Origin of the sequence: Saccharothrix algeriensis (assembly GCF_016907655.1) — a bacterium.
GTDB lineage: Bacteria > Actinomycetota > Actinomycetes > Mycobacteriales > Pseudonocardiaceae > Actinosynnema > Actinosynnema algeriense.
On sequence record NZ_JAFBCL010000001.1, the window covers coordinates 5,343,482 to 5,360,099 of the forward strand.

Sequence of the window (16,618 nt, forward strand, 5' to 3'; positions counted from 1 at the left end):
TCTGCCGGCCGTCGCGGACAGCCACCGCCCTCGATCGCCCGTCAGGACTTGCGCCTCGCCTCCTCCGGCCACACGACCACCACCGGCACGCCGGACGCGCGCGCCGTCTCCACGACGTCGGCGGTGCCGCCGCGCCCGTCCGGCGGGTTGCCGTCCCAGACCGCGATCAGCAGCTCCACCGACGCGAGCATCCGCTCGTTGGCCATCACGTACGCCTGCCTGCCGGACACCTCGTTCGGCAGCGCGCTGACCACGTGCGCCGCCGCCAGCAGCTCGTCGTACTCGGCCCGCCGCTCGGGCTTGAGCCGGTCCCGGTAGTCCGCGGCGGGCAGCACGGCCTCGACGCGCCCGCCCAGCTCCAGCACCGCCCGCGCGAACAGCTGGTCCGCGCCCGGCGCCAGGCAGGTCACCCCGACCAGGGGTGACCTGCCCGCCACCTCGGCCTCCAACGCGGTCCGGACCGCGGTCCGGACCGCGTCGGCGCAGTCGGGCACCAGGTTGCTGTGCCCGGTTATCCCCACGCGCATCAGGCCGTCCGCACGCCGCGGATCGCCTCGCGGGTGTCGCGCACCACCGGCAGGTCGCGGTGGCGCTCGGCCTCCTTCGCGAAGTCCTGCAGCTTGCGCACCACCCGCCCGGAGGCCAGCCCCGCCGCCGTGGGCAGGACCTCGTGGATCAGGCCGCAGGCTTCCTCCGGCTCGCCCGCGACCATCCGCGTGCGCGCCAGCCCGATCATGTCGAACGTCCGGTTGCGCACCCTGGACCGGTCCCGCAGGTCCAGGGCCCGCCGGATGTGCTGCTCGGCCTGCGGCGCCTGCCTCGGGTCGTGCCCGGCCAGGTCCCGCATCCGGGCGCCGATGACGCCCTCCAGCTCCGCTTCGTCGAAGCTGCGCAGCCACCACGGCTCCGCACCCTCCCGGCGCTGCGCGAAGCTGTCCTGCGCCTGCCCCACCGCGCGGTGGAACTCGCGCACCCGGCCCATCTGCGCGTACGCCCACGCCTCCCGCGTGCGCAGCAGCGCCTCTAAGGTCGGCGTGGCGTTGCGCCTGGTCCCGTACTGGCCCAGCTGCACCAGTTCGAGGCCGTCCTCGGGGCGCCCGAGGTCGAACATCTGCCGTGCCATGGCCGCCAGGCACAGCGCGGCGAACGGGTCGTTGCGACCCGCCTTCGCCATGCGGATGCCGAGCACGTAGTACCGCTGGGCCGCGTCGTGCATCCCCGCGTCCCACGACATGCTCGCCGCCACCTTGGACAGCTCCGCGCCGATGAAGAAGGCCCGCTCCGTGGTCGGGCTCGCGGGCGCGCGCGACAGCCGCTCGGCCAGTTCCTCCAACTGCCCGAGCACCGCCTTGCGCGCCAGCCCGTACCCGCCTCGTCCGCCCCACCCGCGCAGCCCGTCGGCGACGTGCTGCAACGCCGCCAGCTCCTCCTCGCCGATCGCCGCGCTGGACGACCACCTGGACAGGGGCTGGAGGGGGTGCAGCCACCGCTGCAGGGGTTCGACCAGGGCAGGGCCCATAGCCACCGCGGCTGCTCCGGTGAGCGCCGCTCGTCTGCTGATCGCCAAGTCGCTCCTCGCCGTCTCCTCGACCGATCTTGCGATGCTCGACGCGTCCCACGCCGCGGCGAGCACATCGGGCGGGGCGCCCCGGTCGGGGCGGCCCGCCTGGCTTGGGATTGCGACTCGGTCGAACCACAGCCGGTCGCCGGGCACGCCGAGCACCCGCGCGAAGTGGCGCAGGCGGTCGATCCGGTCGATCGGGTTCTCGCCGGTCTCGTACCGCGACAGCTGTGCCTGGCTGATCCCCAGCCAGGACGCCATGCGGTCCTGGGTGACCCGGCTGACGTGCCGGGGGTGGCGGCGGTAGGCGGCGAGGACCGCTCCCATGTCGCGGTCGGCGAAGGCGGCGAGCATCACCTCGTGGTCCCAGAAGTCGGCTGGCACCTCGGGTGGGCCGTAGATGTCGGTACGCGCGTTGCGCCGGCACCGGTGGCAGAGCCGGTCGGTGTTGTCGGCGGCGAGGACCGCTCCGCACGACGGGCAAGCACGCCTGGTACTGGATGCTCTTCGAGCTTTCGGTTCCATCGGCTCGCTCCCGTCACTGAGCGTGCCCGGAAGTGTATCGAGATGTGAGGGCGAGTCCATTCACCCGCTGCATAAGACGGGGTCGGGCGTCGTGTCGGGCGCTGGTGGCGTCGGGTGGCGGGTCCACTTGATGCGCCCGGTGCATGGCCGCCACCCGCGGCGGGTGTGGTGGGCGGGACCGGTTCAGCCCACCCTGCCGTGTGTGCCCGAGCCGGGACGACCCCCGAGCCGGAGCACCCGCCCGCTCCACCCGACCGGGGAGGGACCTCCGCTGATGAGCACCACCGCCACCACCGCACAGACCAGCCCGCGCAACGGGCACCGCGACCGCGCGCACCAGCAGGCGCTCGGCGAGGCGATCGCGGGTTACCGGCTGCTGGGCTGGAAGGTGTCCGTCACCGAGCAGGGCGTCTTCCTGCCGCTGGGCCCGGCGACCACCGCGCTGGCGATGCCGGCGCGGATCGGCTCGCGCGTGCTGGCCGACCTCAAGGCCAGGATGCTGGCCGGGCCGGTCACCGTCATCCCGGGGCCCCGGGAGCACTGGATCTTCCTCGCCGAACTCGTCGCCCTGCTGCCCACGCACCTCAAGGCGCCGCCCGAGGTCCAGTTCGTCCGCTCGCCGCAGCGGATCGCGCTGCCGCCCACCATGACCCGCTACGGCTCGCTGCGCTGGGCGCACCCGCCGTCGCACTCGCGGCACTGGTTCCCGCCGTTCACGGCCGTGCTGGCGCTGGCCCGGACGGCGGCGGCGCAGGACCGGTAGGCGAGGATGGGCGGGTGGAACGACGGACGCTGCTGCTGTGCGGACTGCTCGCCCTGACCGGGTGCGGCTCGGCCGCGCCCACCCGCCGGCCCGGTGTGGGTTCCGCCCGGGCGGGGGACCGGATCGCCGGGCTCGCCGACGTCCCGACCGGCTCCGGCGCGCTGGTCGACCTGCCCGGCGACGGGCAGCTGCTGCTGGTGCGCTCCGCGGACGGCGTCCGCGCGTTCAACCCGGCGTGCCCGCACCAGGGGACCGTGGTCGACCCGCCGGCGGCCGGTGTGATCACCTGCCCGACGCACCGCAGCGCGTTCGACCCGCAGACGGGGGCCGTGCTGTCCGGGCCGTCGCCGAAGGGCCTGGCGGAGGTGCCGGTGCGGGTCTCCGGCGAGGACGTCCTGCTGGCCTGAGCCGCGCGGGGGCCGCCGGGCCCGCCGGTGCCTGGCTGTGCTTGTCGATGCCTGTCGATGTCGACAGCAACGGGCGGTCGGGGTGTCGAACCGCCGCGCGCGTGGTGTCGTAGTCGCCAGTGCGACGGCAGCGACCACCCACCACACCGCGGAGGACCGGTTTGAGCACCACCGAGGACCCAGTCGAGAACCGAGCCGAGCGCCCGGGACCGTCCCGCCGCTCGGTGCTGTGCGGGGTGCTCGTCGCCCTGGCCGTGCCCGGCGGCCTGGCCGCGTGCGGCACGAGCGGCCCGCCCGCCGGCACCACCGGCGGCGGGACCCCGACGGGCGGCTCGTCCCCGGCGACGGGCGGCGCGCCCGCCGGGGGCGTCGTGGCGCTGTCCGAGGTGCCCGACGGCGGCGGCGTCGTCGTGGAGGCCGGCGGCAGGCAGCTCGTGGTCACCCGGACGGGCGAAGTCGTGAAGGCTTTCGACGCGGCCTGCCCGCACGCCGGGACGCCGGTCGCCGCGCCGGCTGACGGCACGATCACCTGCCCCAACCACGGCAGCCGGTTCAGCGCGGCGGACGGCTCGCTGATGAAGGGCCCCGCGACCAGGGGGCTCACGGAGGTGCCCGTCGAGGTGCGCGGCGACCAGGTCGTCCTGGCCTGAGCCCGGTCCCGGTCCGGGCCGGTCCCGACCGGCCCGGACCGGCGGCCGGCCCCGCTCACGCGCCGAAGGCCAGGCCCCTCGCCGCCAGCTCCTCGCCCAGGATCCGGACCGCCTTGGGCCCGACCCCGTGCAGGGCGAGCAGCTCCGCCGCCGACACCCCGGTCAGCTGCTCGTAGCGGGTGTACCCGTTGAGCTCCAGCACCCGCCGGGCGGTCCGCCCGATCCCCACCGGGTACTCCGTGTCCACGGCGTCCTGCGGCGCCATCTGCCCCTCCGGCGGTTCCGACGACAAGGATCACCGCGAGCCTAGGCGCACCGGCGCGGGACGGGGCGGACCGGTCGCGCGCGCCCCCGGCACGGGTCGGCCGCCCGAGGGATTGTCGGTGGCCGCACGTAGTCTTGTCGGGTGGCCGACCCGTCGACCTATCGCCCCGCGACAGGCACCATCCCCGACGCCCCCGGTGTGTACAAGTTCCGGGACGCGGGCGGTCGCGTCGTCTACGTCGGGAAGGCCAAGAGCCTGCGGCAGCGGCTGAACTCCTACTTCGCCGACGTCGCCGGGCTGCACCCGCGCACCCGCCAGATGGTGACCACCGCCGCCGGCGTGGAGTGGACCGTCGTCGGCACCGAGGTCGAGGCCCTCCAGCTGGAGTACAACTGGATCAAGGAGTTCGACCCCCGGTTCAACGTCCGCTACCGCGACGACAAGACCTACCCCGTGCTCGCGGTCACGCTCGGCGAGGAGTTCCCCCGCCTGCACGTCTACCGGGGCCCGCGCCGCAAGGGCGTGCGCTACTTCGGCCCCTACGCGCACGCGTGGGCCATCCGCGAGACGCTGGACCTGCTGCTGCGCGTCTTCCCGGCCCGCACCTGCTCGTCGGGCGTGTTCAAGCGGCACAACCAGATCGGCCGTCCCTGCCTGCTCGGCTACATCGACAAGTGCTCCGCGCCGTGCGTGGGCCGGGTCACCCCCCAGGAGCACCGGGACGTCGTGCTGGACTTCTGCGACTTCCTGGCGGGCCGGACCGACGCCATGGTGCGCCGGCTGGAGCGGGAGATGACCGCCGCCGCCGAGGCGCTGGAGTTCGAGCGGGCCGCCCGCCTGCGCGACGACCAGGCGGCGCTCAAGCGCGCCCTGGAGAAGCAGGCCGTGGTGCTCGGCGACGGCACCGACGCCGACGTGGTCGCCTTCGCCCAGGACGACCTGGAGGTCTCGGTCCAGGTCTTCCACGTGCGCGGCGGCCGGGTGCGCGGCCAGCGCGGCTGGGTGGTCGACAAGGTGGGGGAGACCGGCGTCGCCGCGCTGGTCGACCAGTTCGTCACCCAGTTCTACGGCGAGCAGGCGGAGTCGGCGCAGGCCGGCGGGGTGGAGGCCGCGCCGGTGCCGCGCGAGGTGCTGGTGCCCGAGCTGCCCGACGACGCGGCGGCCGTGGAGCGCTGGCTGGGCGACCTGCGGGGCGGCCGGGTCGTGCTGCGGGTGCCCCGGCGCGGTGACAAGCGGGCGCTGATGGAGACCGTCGAGCGCAACGCCAAGGAGGCGTTCCAGCAGCACAAGCTGCGCCGCGCGGGCGACCTGACGGCCCGGTCGGCGGCGCTGCAGGAGCTGCAGGAGGCCCTGGGGCTCGACACCGCGCCGCTGCGCATCGAGTGCACCGACATCAGCCACGTGCAGGGGACGGACGTGGTGGCCTCGCTGGTGGTGTTCGAGGACGGGCTGGCGCGCAAGTCGGAGTACCGGCGCTTCGCCGTCCGCGAGGGGGCGCAGCAGGGCGACGTGGGCTCGATCGCCGAGGTGGTGCGCCGGCGGTTCCAGGCCCACCTGCGCGACAACGCCGCGCGCGAGGAGGGCCCGCTGCCGGGCATCGACCCGGAGACCGGCCGGCCGCGGCGCTTCGCCTACGCGCCCAACCTGCTGGTGGTCGACGGCGGCGCGGCGCAGGCGCAGGCGGCCTCGGACGTGCTGGCCGAGCTGGGCATCACCGACGTGGCGGTGATCGGCCTGGCCAAGCGGCTGGAGGAGGTGTGGGTGCCCGGCGAGCCCGACCCGGTGATCCTGCCCCGCACCAGCGAAGCCCTCTACCTGCTGCAGCGGGTGCGCGACGAGGCGCACCGGTTCGCGATCGCCTACCACCGGCAGAAGCGGTCCAAGCGGATGACGACCTCGGCCCTGGACGACGTGCCGGGCCTCGGGCAGACCCGCAAGGCCGCGCTGCTCAAGCACTTCGGCTCGCTGAAGAGGTTGCGCGAGGCGAGCATCGAGGAGATCAGCGGTGTGCCCGGGGTGGGCAGGCGCACCGCCGAGGCCGTGCGCGCGACGTTGGGCGCGGCCGGGACCGGAGGAGTCGGCGCGGCCGACGACCAGAGGGAGCACACGTGAGCGCACAGGCCGGCGAGAAGTCCGGCATCGAGGTCGCGGTGGTGACGGGCCTGTCGGGAGCGGGCCGCAGCACCGCCGCGAAGTGCCTGGAGGACCTGGGCTGGTTCGTGGTGGACAACCTGCCCCCCGAGCTGATCGCGACGATGGTGGAGCTGGGCGCGCAGGCGCGGGGCGCCATCACCAGGGTCGCGGTCGTGATGGACGTGCGCAGCCGCGCGTTCACCGAGGACCTGGCGGCGGTGATCAAGGACCTCGACGCCCGCGGCTACAAGCCGAAGGTGCTGTTCCTGGAGGCCACCGACGACGTGCTGATCCGGCGGTTCGAGTCGGTCCGGCGCGGCCACCCGCTGCAGGCCGACGGCCGGCTGGCCGACGGCATCGAGGCCGAGCGGATCCTGCTCACGCCGCTGCGCGAGGAGGCCGACCTGGTGCTGGACACCTCCGCGCTGTCGGTGCACCAGCTGCGGGCCAAGATCGAGGACACCTTCGGCACCGAGTCGGCGACCCGCACCCGCGTGACGGTGCTGTCCTTCGGCTACAAGTACGGCCTGCCGATGGACTCCGACCTGGTCATGGACGTGCGGTTCCTGCCCAACCCGTTCTGGATCCCCGAGCTGCGCGAGCAGACCGGGCTGGACGGCGACGTGCGCAACTACGTGCTCACCCAGGAGGGCGCGGAGGAGTTCCTCGACCGCTACCACGAGCTGCTGCGGCTGATCGGCGCCGGCTACCGGCGCGAGGGCAAGCGGTACCTGACGCTGGCCGTGGGCTGCACCGGCGGCAAGCACCGCAGCGTGGCCATCTCCGAGGAGCTGGCCGCGCGGCTGGCCGCCGAGGACGGCATGGCCGTGAAGGTCGTCCACCGGGACCTGGGACGCGAGTGAGCCGCAGGACGGTCGGCCTGCGGGCCGTGGCACTGGGCGGTGGGCGCGGTCTGCACGTGACGCTCACCGCCCTCCGGCAGGTGACCGAGGACGTGACGGCGGTGGTGACCGTCGCCGACGACGGCGGCTCGTCCGGGCGGCTGCGCCGCGAGCTGGGCCTGCTGCCGCCCGGCGACCTGCGCAAGGCGATGGTCGCCCTGGCCGACCGCGGCGGCAGCGGCGCGCTGTGGGCGGAGCTGTTCCAGCACCGGTTCGGCGGCACGGGCGCGCTGGCCGGCCACGCCGTGGGCAACCTCGTGCTGGCGGGCCTGCTGGAGCAGCTGGGCGACCCGGTCGCGGTGCTGGAGGAGTCCTGCCGCCTGCTCGGCGTGCGCGGCCGGGTGCTGCCGATGTGCACCGAGCCGCTGGAGATCGAGGCGGACGTCACCGGCCTGGACGAGGACGCGGACGTGGTGCGCCGCATCCGGGGCCAGGTCGCGGTCGCCACCACGCCCGGCCGGGTGCAGCGCATCCGCCTGCACGGCCCGGGCGGCCCGGGGCAGCCGCCCCGGGGCTGCGCGCAGGCGGTGGAGGCGGTGCTCGGCGCGGACGTGGTGCTGCTCGGGCCGGGGTCGTGGTTCACCAGCGTCCTGCCGCACCTGCTGGTGCCGGAGCTGAACGAGGCGCTGACCCGGACGCGGGCCCGCAAGGTCGTGGTGCTCAACCTCGTCCCCCAACCGGGGGAAACCGCCGGCTTCTCGCCGGAGCTGCACCTCGACGTGTTGTGCGAGCACGCGCCCACGTTGCGGGTGGACGCCGTCATCGCCGACGCCGGCGCGGTGCCCGTCCCGGACCGCCTGCGGCGCGCCGCCGCAGCTCTCGGGGCCGCGGCGCACCTGTCGCCGATCGCGCTGCCGGGCTCGCCCGACCGCCACGACCCGGTCGCCCTGGCGGCGAGCATCGGCCGGGCCTTGGACGGCCTGCCTGCGGGGGCCGGTGCGCCGTCGAGTACAACCCTGCGAGAACAACGCGAGACCCGGGGAGGCGATGAGCCGTGGCGATGACGTCTGCGGTCAAGGACGAGCTGAGCAGGCTGGCCGTCTCCAAGACCTGCTGCCGGCGCGCGGAGGTCGCGTCCCTGCTGCGCTTCGCCGGCGGCCTGCACATCGTGGGCGGCCGGGTGGTGGTGGAGGCGGAGCTGGACCTGGGCTCCACGGCGCGGCGGCTGCGCCGCGAGGTCCACGAGCTGTACGGGCACCAGTCCGACGTCTTCACCATCACCTCCAGCGGCCTGCGCAAGGGCACGCGCTTCGTCGTGCGGGTGGTCAAGGACGGCGAGGGGCTGGCCCGGCAGACCGGCCTGCTGGACCCGCGCGGGCGCCCGGTGCGCGGCCTGCCCGCGCCGGTGGTCTCCGGCGGGGTGTGCGACGCGGAGGCGGCGTGGCGGGGCGCGTTCCTGGCGCACGGCTCGCTGACCGAGCCGGGCCGCTCGTCGTCCATGGAGGTCACCTGCCCCGGCCCGGAGGCGGCGCTGGCCCTGGTCGGCGCGGCGCGGCGGATGGGGATCGGCTCGAAGTCCCGCGAGGTGCGCGGCGCGGAGCGCGTGGTGATCCGCGACGGCGACGCGATCGGCGCGATGCTGACCCGCCTGGGCGCGCACGACAGCGTGCTGGCCTGGGAGGAGCGCCGGATGCGCCGCGAGGTGCGCGCGACGGCGAACCGCCTGGCCAACTTCGACGACGCGAACCTGCGCCGCTCGGCCCGCGCGGCGGTCGCGGCGGCGGCCAGGGTGCAGCGCGCGCTGGAGATCCTCGGCCCGGAGGCCCCCGACCACCTGGCGGCGGCGGGCGCGCTGCGCCTGGCGCACCGGCAGGCGTCGCTGGAGGAGCTGGGCCAGCTGTCCGAGCCGCAGATGACCAAGGACGCGGTGGCCGGGCGGATCCGGCGGCTGCTGGCGATGGCGGACAAGCGCGCCAAGGAGCTGGGGATGCCCGACACGGAGTCGGCCGTCACCGCGGACATGCTGGAGGCGGAGGTCTGACCCCGCCCGCGGCGCCTCCCCGCGGCGGCGGGAAGCCGAACGCCCGGCGCGCCGGCCGCGGTCGCCGCCGGGGGCGGGCCGACCGGCGCCCGGGTCCCCGGCCGCCGGTGCGCCGCCCGCCGGCGCGCGGGCGGCAGGCCGTCCCGGCGACCAGCGCCGTCCCGGCGACCACCGCCGGTCGGTCGAGGTGACGCTGCGCCGCCGTCCGGGTACGGTCGTCCTGCCGACGGCCGAGCCCGGGGCGGGTTCCCGCGTGACCGCCCGTGGTGGTTACTGAACGGTAGAGCTGGATTTTCTTGCTCGATAAAGAGATCCTGGTGATCCACGTGACCAGGGGCGCAGCGCGGAGGCTAGGCTGGTTCGCGGCTGGAAGTGACAGTCAATCCGCACGCCCACTGGCGCAATCGCCAGTCGAGTATCGAGGAGACTCACCGTGACGGTTCGCGTAGGTGTCAACGGTTTCGGCCGGATCGGTCGCAACTTCTGGCGCGCCGTTCAGGCCGGCGGGCACGACATCGAGATCGTCGCCTTCAACGACCTCGGTGACGTCAAGACGATGGCCCACCTGCTCAAGTACGACAGCGTCCTCGGCCGCCTCCCGAACGACGTGAGGGTCAACGACGAGGGCATCGAGGTCGACGGCAAGACCATCAAGGCGCTGGCCGAGCGCGACCCGGGCAAGCTGCCCTGGAAGGACCTCGGCGTGGACGTCGTGGTCGAGTCGACCGGCTTCTTCACCGACGCCGCCGCCGCGCGCAAGCACGTCGACGAGGGCGGCGCCAAGAAGGTCATCATCTCCGCCCCGGCCAAGGGCGAGGACCTGACCGTGGTGCTGGGCGCCAACCACGAGCAGTACGACGGCTCGCAGACCGTGATCTCCAACGCCTCGTGCACCACCAACTGCCTGGCCCCGCTGGCCAAGGTGCTGCACGACGAGTTCACGGTCGAGCGCGGCCTGATGACCACGATCCACGCCTACACCCAGGACCAGAACCTCCAGGACGCGCCGCACAAGGACCTGCGCCGCGCCCGCGCCGCCGCGCTGAACATCGTGCCCACCAGCACCGGCGCGGCCAAGGCGATCGGCCTGGTGCTGCCGGAGCTCAAGGGCAAGCTCGACGGCTACGCCCTGCGCGTGCCGGTGCCGACCGGCTCGGCCACCGACCTGACCGTGACCGTCGGCCGCGAGACCACCGTGGACGAGGTCAACGCCGCCTACAAGGCCGCCGCCGAGGGCGCGCTCAAGGGCTACCTCCGCTACAACGAGGACCCGATCGTGTCCACCGACATCGTCACCGACCCGGCGTCGTGCATCTACGACGCCCCGCTGACCAAGGTCATCGGCAACCAGATCAAGGTCGTGGGCTGGTACGACAACGAGTGGGGCTACTCCAACCGCCTCGCCGACCTGGTCACCCTGGTCGCGAGCAAGCTCTGACCCGCTCGTCGGCCACCCGATCGGAAAGACCGGTTGTGAAGACTCTCAGCGACCTGATCGCCGAGGGCGTCTCGGGTCGGCGCGTGCTCGTGCGCGCCGACCTGAACGTGCCCCTGGACGGCGACAAGATCACCGACGACGGCCGCGTCCGCGCGTCGGTGCCGACCCTGAAAGCGCTGGCCGACGCGGGCGCCCGCGTCCTCGTGGCCGCGCACCTGGGCCGCCCCGAGGGCGCGCCCGACCCGGCGCTCTCCCTGGCCCCGGTCGCCGCGCGGCTCGGCGAGCTGCTCGGCGCCGAGGTCCGCCTCGGCGCGGAGACCGCCGGCGACGGCACCGTGGTGCTGCTGGAGAACATCCGCTTCGACCCGCGCGAGACCAGCAAGGACGACGCCGAGCGCGCCGCCCTGGCCGGCGAGCTGGCCGCGAAGGCGGACGCGTTCGTCTCCGACGGCTTCGGCGTCGTGCACCGCAAGCAGGCGTCGGTCTACGACGTGGCGCGCGAGCTCCCGGCCTACGCGGGCGAGCTGGTGCTGGCCGAGGTCGAGGTGCTCCGCAAGCTCACCGACGACCTCCGGCGTCCGTACGCGGTGGTGCTGGGCGGCGCGAAGGTGTCCGACAAGCTCGGCGTCATCGCCAACCTGCTCACCAAGGTCGACCGGCTGCTCGTCGGCGGCGGCATGGCCTACACCTTCCTCAAGGCCCAGGGCCACGAGGTGGGCCGGTCGCTGCTGCAGGAGGACCAGCTGGAGACCGTGGCGGGGTTCCTGGAGGACGCCGAGGCGCGCGGCGTGGAGATCGTGCTGCCGGTCGACGTGCTGGCCGCCACCGACTTCGCCGCCGACGCCGACCACGACGTGGTCCCGGCCGACGCGATCCCGGCCGACCGCCAGGGCCTCGACATCGGCCCGGCCTCGCGCGAGCTGTTCGCCGCGAAGCTGGCCGACGCGCGGACGGTCTTCTGGAACGGCCCGATGGGCGTGTTCGAGTTCGAGGCGTTCGCCGGCGGCACCCGCGCGGTGGCCGAGGCGCTGGTGCGCAGCGACGCGTTCACGGTCGTCGGCGGCGGCGACTCGGCGGCGGCGGTGCGCGCCCTGGGCCTGCCCGAGGACGGCTTCTCGCACATCTCCACCGGCGGTGGGGCTTCCCTGGAGTTCCTGGAGGGCAAGGAACTCCCCGGCGTCTCCGTCCTGGAGGACTGATGGCAACGCGCCAGCCGCTCATCGCGGGCAACTGGAAGATGAACCTCAACCACCTGGAGGCCATCGCCCTGGTGCAGAAGATCGCCTTCTCGCTGCCCGAGAAGTACTTCGCCAAGGTCGAGGTCGCCGTGCTGCCGCCGTTCGTCGACATCCGGTCGATCCAGACCCTGGTCGACGGCGACAAGCTGCTGCTCAAGTACGGGGCGCAGGACCTGTCCGCGCACGACTCGGGCGCGTACACCGGCGAGGTGTCCGGCCCGATGCTGGCCAAGCTCGGCTGCTCCTACGTCACCGTGGGCCACTCCGAGCGGCGCGAGTACCACCACGAGGACGACGCGCTGGTCAACAAGAAGGTCAGGGCCGCGCTCAAGCACGGCGTCACGCCGATCTTCTGCCTCGGCGAGCAGGTGGCCGTGCGGGAGTCGGGCGGCCACGTCGCGCACTGCACCGACCAGCTGGTGGCCGGCCTGCGGGGCGTCACCGCCGAGCAGGCGAAGGGCGTCGTCGTCGCCTACGAGCCGGTGTGGGCGATCGGCACCGGCAAGGTGGCCTCCGCGGCCGACGCGCAGGAGGTCTGCGCGGCGGTGCGGGCCAAGCTCGCCGAGCTGTACGACGAGGACGTGGCATCGGCCGTTCGGGTGCTTTACGGCGGGTCGGTCAAGTCGGGCAACATCGCCGAGCTGGTCGCGCAGAAGGACGTCGACGGCGCCCTCGTGGGTGGTGCGAGCCTGGACGCGGACGAGTTCAGCAAGCTCTGCGCCCTCGCGGCCGGCGGGCCTCTACCCTGATGCCTTGAACACCCCCCACCACGGAGGTGGTCCACGGTCGGCAGTCGACCGGGTACTCTGTGGCGTCACCTGCCTGACAGCGAGGAAGAAATGATCCTGTTCCTGCAGATCCTGTTGATCGTCTCCAGCGTCCTGCTGATCCTGCTGGTGCTGCTGCACCGGGGCCGTGGTGGTGGTCTGTCCTCGTTGTTCGGCGGCGGGATGCAGTCGAGCCTGTCCGGGTCGAGCGTGGTGGAGAAGAACCTGGACCGCCTGACGCTGTTCGTCGGGGCGATCTGGGTCATCGCCATCGTCGGCATCGGGCTGCTGCTCAAGGTCAACTGACGACAGAGGGAATCCACGTGGTGGGGGTGTGAGGGTCGATGGCTGGAGGTAACGCGATTCGCGGTACCCGCGTCGGCGCAGGCCCGATGGGCGAGTCGGAGCGCGGCGAGTCCGCGCCCCGGCGCCGGGTGTCGTACTGGTGCGCCAACGCGCACGAGTCGCGCCCGTCGTTCGCGGTCGAAGCGGAAATCCCGGAGAACTGGGACTGCCCCCGGTGCGGTCTGCCGGCGGGCCGGGACGAGCAGGCGCCCCCTGCTCCTCCGCGCAACGAGCCGTACAAGACGCACTTGGCGTACGTGAAGGAGCGGCGCTCCGACGCGGACGGGGAGGCGATCCTCGAAGAGGCGCTGACCAAGCTGCGCAAGCAGCGCGAAGAGCCCTAGCTGCGACGCAGCGGACCGGCCCCCGCGGCACCTGCCGCGGGGGCCGTTCGCGCTCTCGGGGGCTTCGCCGCGGGGCGGAGCCCGGCAGGTGGGCGCGCGCCGCGGGCAGGGCGGCGTGGTGCTCGCGGAGGCCGGCCCGGCGCTGCGGCGGCCCGCCGGGGCGGTCCGGTCGGGCCGCCGCGGGCGGGCCGGGCGGTGTCAGGCCGTGCGGCGCAGCGAGGCGAGCTGCCGGCGCAGCAGCACCGCCCCGAGCAGCAGGAACAGCGCCAGCACCACCGGTGTCGAGGCGGCCCCGTCGGTCGAGCTGGTCAGGGCCACCTCGACGGTGCCCACCAGGATCACGCCGCAGTCGGCCCGGACCACGTGCCGGCCGGGCTCGATGGTCGCGAACTCGACCCCGGTGCGGAACGTCCCCGACCCGTCGGCGCGGGCCCGCCCGACGTCCTCGCCCAGCGAGCTGAGCCGCACCTCCGACCCCGGCAGGCACCCCGTGCCGGTGGCCGTCAGCGGGTCGCCCGGCTGGACGTGGTCCTTGTCCAGCACCAGCGCGCCGTCCCCGCCCTCGAACGCGGTCGTGGTGGTCGGCGCGGGACCGCCGGACGAGCTGCCGGTCGTGCTCGTCGTCGTGGTGGTCGTGGTCGTGGTGGTCGACCGGGTGGTGGTCGCCGCCGGCGCGGTGGTGGTGGTGACCGGCGGGGGAGCGTCGGCGGTCGTGGTGACCGGCGGGCCGGTGGTCGTGGTGGCGCCCGGCGGCGCGGTCACGGTGAACGTCGCGTGCGCGACGCTGCCCCGGCACACCGTGCGCAGGGCGACGGTGTGCGGACCGGCCGCCGCGCCGGCCGGCACGGTGGCGCGGACCGACCCGCGGCGGCCCGGCCAGGGGGTGGCCAGCACGGTGCCCGCGTCGTCCCACAGCAGCTGCATCCGTCGGTAGCAGTCCCGGTCCCAGGTGAACCCGGCCCAGTCGACGGTGAACGCGGACCCCGCGCCGCCCGCGGCGGGGGTGATCGTGATGGCGGGCGCCTGCCGCGCCGCCGCGGCGGCGGGGAGCGGGTGGGTGGCACCGCCCGCGACGACGACGAGTAGAGCTAGTGTTCCTGCCGATCGCATCCCGAACTCCCGGACTCGTCGCGTCCCCGAAATCCCCGAGGTGCCCCTGTGAGACGCATTATGGGTGGGCTCGGTTCGCTCCTCCTCGCCGGTGCCCTCACCGCGGCGACCGCCCTGTCCGCCGGCGCCTCCGGCGGCGCGGTGACGCTCAGCGCCACGGTGGACGGCGCCCCGGTCGGCTCCGGGGACCTGGTGCTCGACCCGTCCCGGTCGGCGCGGATCTCGGTGACCGTCCACAACGGGACCGACGCCGTCCGGCACGTCAAGACCGTCCGCCTGGCCGGCGCGGCGCTGGGGCTGACGCTGTTCTCCTACGACACGACGGTCCCCTTCGACGTCCCGGGCGGGCAGAGCGTCACCCGGTCGTTCGCGCTGGACCTCGGGCACCTCGGCGCGCGGGCGACCGGCCTGCTGCCCACCGAGGTCGCGGTGCTCGACGTCGACCGCGAGGTCGTCGCGGCGGTGGGCGCGACGGGCGACGTGCGCGGCTCGCTGTGGTCGGTGCACGGGGTGTTCGGCATCGCCGCGCTCGGGCTGACCGCGCTGGCCTGGGCCGGCGCGCTGCGGGCGCTGGCCCGCCGCCGGCTGCCCGCGAGCCGGTGGCGGCGCGGCGCGCACTTCCTGCCGGCCGGCGCGGGCACCGGCCTGGTCGCGGTGGTCTCGCTGTCCGTGCTGCGCGTGGCGGCGCCCGCGCCGGCCGTCGGGCTCCCGCTCGTCCTGGGCGCGGCGGCGGCCGGGTTCGCCCTGGGCTGCCTGACGCCCCACCCGGCGCCCGAGCCGGAGCCGGGTCCGCCGGTCGACCCGGAGGCCACCGTGCGCATCGCCCGCCCGGCGCCGGGCGGCGCGGCGTGACGCCCGGCGCCGGCCCCGGCCGCCCGGAGCGCCGCGGCGGTCAGGCGCCGTCGCCGGAGCGGTCGAGGGTGCGGGCCAGCGGGAAGGTGACGGCGACGCGGAACCCGCCCTCGGCGGACGGGCCGGCCTCGAACGTGCCGTTCAGCAGCGCCGCCCGCTCCCGCAGGCCCACCAGCCCGTGGCCGCCGCTGGGCAGGCTGGGGCACTCGCGCGGGTCGACCGGCGCGTCGTTGCGGATCTCCACGCGCAGCTCGGCCGCGTCGGCGTGGACGCGCACGGCGGTGGGCGCGCAGCCGGCGTGCTTGCGCACGTTGGTCAGCGCCTCCTGGACCGTGCGGTAGACCGCGCCGGAGATCGGGGCGGGCAGGTCGTGCACCGGGCCCTGCACGGACAGCGAAGCCGGGATGCCCGCGCCCGCCACCAGCTGGGGCAGCTCCTCCACGCGCGGCTGCGGCGAGTCGTCGCCGCCGGTCGTCCGCAGCACGCTGACCAGCTGGCGCAGCTCGTCCAGGGTGCGGGTGCTCAGCGAGCGGATGGTGCCCGCGACCCGCTGGGCGTCCGGGTCGGCGACGCCCACCCGCAGCGCGCCCGCCTGCATCGCGATCAGGCTCACCTGGTGCGACACCACGTCGTGCATCTCGCGGGCGAGCCGGGCGCGCTCGTCGGCGCGGACGGCGTGGGCGTGCAGCAGGCGCTCCCGCTCGCGGCTGGCGGCGAGCTCGGCGATGCGGGCGGACAGCTCCTCGCGCGCGTGGGCCAGCAGGCCGATCGCGATCGGCATCCCCGCCACGATGCAGCCGTAGATGGCGTCGTGGACGTGGGTGGTCCAGGACAGCTCGAAGAAGTCCTGCGGCGGCCACAGGAAGAACCGGCTCAGCCACACCAGCCCGGCGGCGATGCAGGTCTGCGTCGCCAGCAGCTTCTGCCTGGCCAGCGTGCCCAGGGCGATCATCGCGGCCAGCTGCGCCATGCCCGCCAGGAACCCCGGCACGGTCAGCAGCACCACCAGGAACGGCCACCGCCGGCGGAGCACCAGGGCGGCCACCGCGATGATCGACAGCACGTAGTTGTAGGACTCGGCGTCGGGGGCGAACCAGAACCAGACGTCGAACGCGGCCACCGCCACCGCGCCCACGTCGAGGAAGAGCTGCCGGCGCCTCGCCAACCGCGCCCGCAGGCCGCGGGCAGCGCGGTGCGCCCGCTCGGTGGGGACGCCGTTGACCCCGCCGCTCGGCGGCCGTTCGACAGCGTTGCCGGCCAGGACTCGCCCTCCCGTGTCAGCCACCCGCTGGTCGTCACCGTACTGCGCCGTCACCGCGCTTGGCATGACCCGCTCC

At 74.7% G+C, this 16,618-nt stretch carries 18 protein-coding genes; 13 read left to right on the forward strand and 5 right to left on the reverse strand.

The window, feature by feature from the left end; all coding sequences use genetic code 11:
• Positions 1-41: 41 nt before the first annotated feature.
• Together JOE68_RS24480 and JOE68_RS24485 are read right to left on the reverse strand one after the other, a co-directional pair.
• The gene (locus tag JOE68_RS24480; protein WP_204844616.1) at positions 42-527 is read right to left on the reverse strand and encodes a hypothetical protein; all 486 of its coding nucleotides are present in this window, start codon (positions 525-527) and stop codon (positions 42-44) included.
• Complete coding sequence (locus JOE68_RS24485) at positions 527-1,945, reverse strand: helix-turn-helix domain-containing protein (RefSeq protein ID WP_307819867.1); 1,419 nt, start codon at positions 1,943-1,945, stop codon at positions 527-529. Before JOE68_RS24485 ends, JOE68_RS24480 begins: the two co-directional genes overlap by 1 nt.
• Before the next feature lie 415 nt (positions 1,946-2,360).
• Here JOE68_RS24485 and JOE68_RS24490 point away from each other — a divergent pair, with 415 nt between their 5' ends.
• From JOE68_RS24490 to JOE68_RS24500, 3 genes are all read left to right on the forward strand, one after another.
• Positions 2,361-2,849: a hypothetical protein gene (locus tag JOE68_RS24490; protein ID WP_204844618.1), complete on the forward strand. Its 489-nt coding sequence runs from the start codon at positions 2,361-2,363 to the stop codon at positions 2,847-2,849.
• 14 nt (positions 2,850-2,863) lie between these two features.
• Positions 2,864-3,256 carry a Rieske (2Fe-2S) protein gene (locus tag JOE68_RS24495; RefSeq protein WP_204844619.1) on the forward strand — a complete coding sequence of 131 codons (393 nt, stop codon included), beginning with the start codon at positions 2,864-2,866 and terminating at the stop codon, positions 3,254-3,256.
• A 161-nt stretch (positions 3,257-3,417) separates the two neighbouring features.
• Entirely contained in the window at positions 3,418-3,906 is a 489-nt protein-coding gene (locus JOE68_RS24500) for a Rieske (2Fe-2S) protein (protein WP_204844620.1), read from the forward strand.
• 55 nt (positions 3,907-3,961) lie between these two features.
• On the opposite strand, the gene JOE68_RS24505 is transcribed toward JOE68_RS24500, so the two are convergent.
• Positions 3,962-4,171 (reverse strand): helix-hairpin-helix domain-containing protein, encoded by a 210-nt coding sequence (locus JOE68_RS24505; RefSeq protein ID WP_204844621.1) that lies wholly within the window; start codon positions 4,169-4,171, stop codon positions 3,962-3,964.
• Positions 4,172-4,312: 141 nt separating this feature from the next.
• Between JOE68_RS24505 and uvrC the strand changes: the two genes are divergently transcribed.
• The 9 genes from uvrC to JOE68_RS24550 all read left to right on the forward strand — a co-directional run bounded on the left by uvrC (position 4,313) and on the right by JOE68_RS24550 (position 13,319).
• On the forward strand, positions 4,313-6,283 hold the full coding sequence (gene uvrC, locus JOE68_RS24510; RefSeq protein ID WP_204844622.1) for an excinuclease ABC subunit UvrC: 1,971 nt from the start codon (positions 4,313-4,315) through the stop codon (positions 6,281-6,283).
• A 26-nt stretch (positions 6,284-6,309) separates the two neighbouring features.
• Positions 6,310-7,167 (forward strand): RNase adapter RapZ, encoded by an 858-nt coding sequence (rapZ, locus tag JOE68_RS24515; protein ID WP_170212153.1) that lies wholly within the window; start codon positions 6,310-6,312, stop codon positions 7,165-7,167.
• A gap of 17 nt (positions 7,168-7,184) precedes the next feature.
• The gene (locus JOE68_RS24520) at positions 7,185-8,210 is read left to right on the forward strand and encodes a gluconeogenesis factor YvcK family protein (RefSeq protein ID WP_204846267.1); all 1,026 of its coding nucleotides are present in this window, start codon (positions 7,185-7,187) and stop codon (positions 8,208-8,210) included.
• Complete coding sequence (gene whiA, locus JOE68_RS24525; protein ID WP_204844623.1) at positions 8,201-9,187, forward strand: DNA-binding protein WhiA; 987 nt, start codon at positions 8,201-8,203, stop codon at positions 9,185-9,187. The genes JOE68_RS24520 and whiA overlap by 10 nt, the downstream gene beginning before the upstream one ends.
• Before the next feature lie 433 nt (positions 9,188-9,620).
• On the forward strand, positions 9,621-10,625 hold the full coding sequence (gene gap, locus JOE68_RS24530) for a type I glyceraldehyde-3-phosphate dehydrogenase (RefSeq protein WP_204844624.1): 1,005 nt from the start codon (positions 9,621-9,623) through the stop codon (positions 10,623-10,625).
• A gap of 35 nt (positions 10,626-10,660) precedes the next feature.
• Positions 10,661-11,824, forward strand: a complete 1,164-nt coding sequence (locus JOE68_RS24535; RefSeq protein ID WP_204844625.1) for a phosphoglycerate kinase — start codon at positions 10,661-10,663, stop codon at positions 11,822-11,824.
• The gene (tpiA, locus tag JOE68_RS24540; RefSeq protein ID WP_204844626.1) at positions 11,824-12,612 is read left to right on the forward strand and encodes a triose-phosphate isomerase; all 789 of its coding nucleotides are present in this window, start codon (positions 11,824-11,826) and stop codon (positions 12,610-12,612) included. Before JOE68_RS24535 ends, tpiA begins: the two co-directional genes overlap by 1 nt.
• Positions 12,613-12,702: 90 nt before the next feature.
• Positions 12,703-12,936 (forward strand): preprotein translocase subunit SecG, encoded by a 234-nt coding sequence (secG, locus tag JOE68_RS24545; protein WP_184695615.1) that lies wholly within the window; start codon positions 12,703-12,705, stop codon positions 12,934-12,936.
• Between the two features lie 38 nt (positions 12,937-12,974).
• Positions 12,975-13,319 (forward strand): RNA polymerase-binding protein RbpA, encoded by a 345-nt coding sequence (locus JOE68_RS24550; RefSeq protein WP_015103628.1) that lies wholly within the window; start codon positions 12,975-12,977, stop codon positions 13,317-13,319.
• Between the two features lie 198 nt (positions 13,320-13,517).
• Here the strand turns inward: JOE68_RS24550 and JOE68_RS31395 are convergent, their stop codons facing one another.
• Positions 13,518-14,429, reverse strand: coding sequence for a hypothetical protein (locus JOE68_RS31395; RefSeq protein ID WP_239562340.1), 912 nt, complete (start codon positions 14,427-14,429; stop codon positions 13,518-13,520).
• A gap of 48 nt (positions 14,430-14,477) precedes the next feature.
• On the opposite strand from JOE68_RS31395, the gene JOE68_RS24560 reads away from it, so the two are divergent.
• A complete protein-coding gene (locus tag JOE68_RS24560) occupies positions 14,478-15,281 on the forward strand; it encodes a hypothetical protein (protein ID WP_307819869.1) in 804 nt (267 codons plus the stop codon).
• A 40-nt stretch (positions 15,282-15,321) separates the two neighbouring features.
• On the opposite strand, the gene JOE68_RS24565 is transcribed toward JOE68_RS24560, so the two are convergent.
• Positions 15,322-16,608 (reverse strand): sensor histidine kinase, encoded by a 1,287-nt coding sequence (locus tag JOE68_RS24565; RefSeq protein ID WP_204844627.1) that lies wholly within the window; start codon positions 16,606-16,608, stop codon positions 15,322-15,324.
• Positions 16,609-16,618 lie beyond the last annotated feature (10 nt).

Bases quoted from the DNA above. Each gene is read 5' to 3' on its own strand.
- secG (WP_184695615.1), top strand. From the start codon at position 12,703: ATGATCCTGTTCCTGCAGATCCTGTTGATCGTCTCCAGCGTCCTGCTG.
- JOE68_RS31395 (WP_239562340.1), bottom strand. From the start codon at position 14,429: ATGCGATCGGCAGGAACACTAGCTCTACTCGTCGTCGTCGCGGGCGGT.
- tpiA (WP_204844626.1), top strand. From the start codon at position 11,824: ATGGCAACGCGCCAGCCGCTCATCGCGGGCAACTGGAAGATGAACCTC.
- JOE68_RS24490 (WP_204844618.1), top strand. From the start codon at position 2,361: ATGAGCACCACCGCCACCACCGCACAGACCAGCCCGCGCAACGGGCAC.
- JOE68_RS24550 (WP_015103628.1), top strand. From the start codon at position 12,975: ATGGCTGGAGGTAACGCGATTCGCGGTACCCGCGTCGGCGCAGGCCCG.
- JOE68_RS24505 (WP_204844621.1), bottom strand. From the start codon at position 4,171: ATGGCGCCGCAGGACGCCGTGGACACGGAGTACCCGGTGGGGATCGGG.
- JOE68_RS24480 (WP_204844616.1), bottom strand. From the start codon at position 527: ATGCGCGTGGGGATAACCGGGCACAGCAACCTGGTGCCCGACTGCGCC.
- JOE68_RS24565 (WP_204844627.1), bottom strand. From the start codon at position 16,608: ATGCCAAGCGCGGTGACGGCGCAGTACGGTGACGACCAGCGGGTGGCT.